At 36.6% G+C, this 265-nt stretch carries 1 protein-coding gene; it reads right to left on the bottom strand.

The genetic code is table 11. The annotated features are described in order from the left end of the window. Positions 1–265 (bottom strand): hypothetical protein (locus SB754_RS20830; RefSeq protein WP_410784256.1); only part of this gene is annotated, 265 nt, incomplete at both ends.

Raw genomic sequence — 265 nt, 5'->3', positions numbered from 1 at the left:
GTATAAATCGTACTTTGGTCGTTACGATCGGTTGTTTTTAAAGGTATTCCAAAACGATAATCGTATTCCATCTTATTCTGATACCCAAAAGCATCTTTTATTTCGGTCATGTATTGATGGTTTTCGGTATCAAATACATATTCCCATGTCATTCGCTGTGCTTTATGATTTGCCGGCCCTGTATTTTTCTGCAGGTTTCCGTAAGTATCATATTCAATATCGGTAATTGCAATTTTGTCTGCCGCAGCGTAGTTTTTAATCTGAG

Origin of the sequence: Leifsonia sp. SIMBA_070 (assembly GCF_046534635.1) — a bacterium.
Classification (GTDB): domain Bacteria; phylum Actinomycetota; class Actinomycetes; order Actinomycetales; family Microbacteriaceae; genus Leifsonia.
This window is presented reverse-complemented; position numbering and strand designations above follow the sequence as displayed.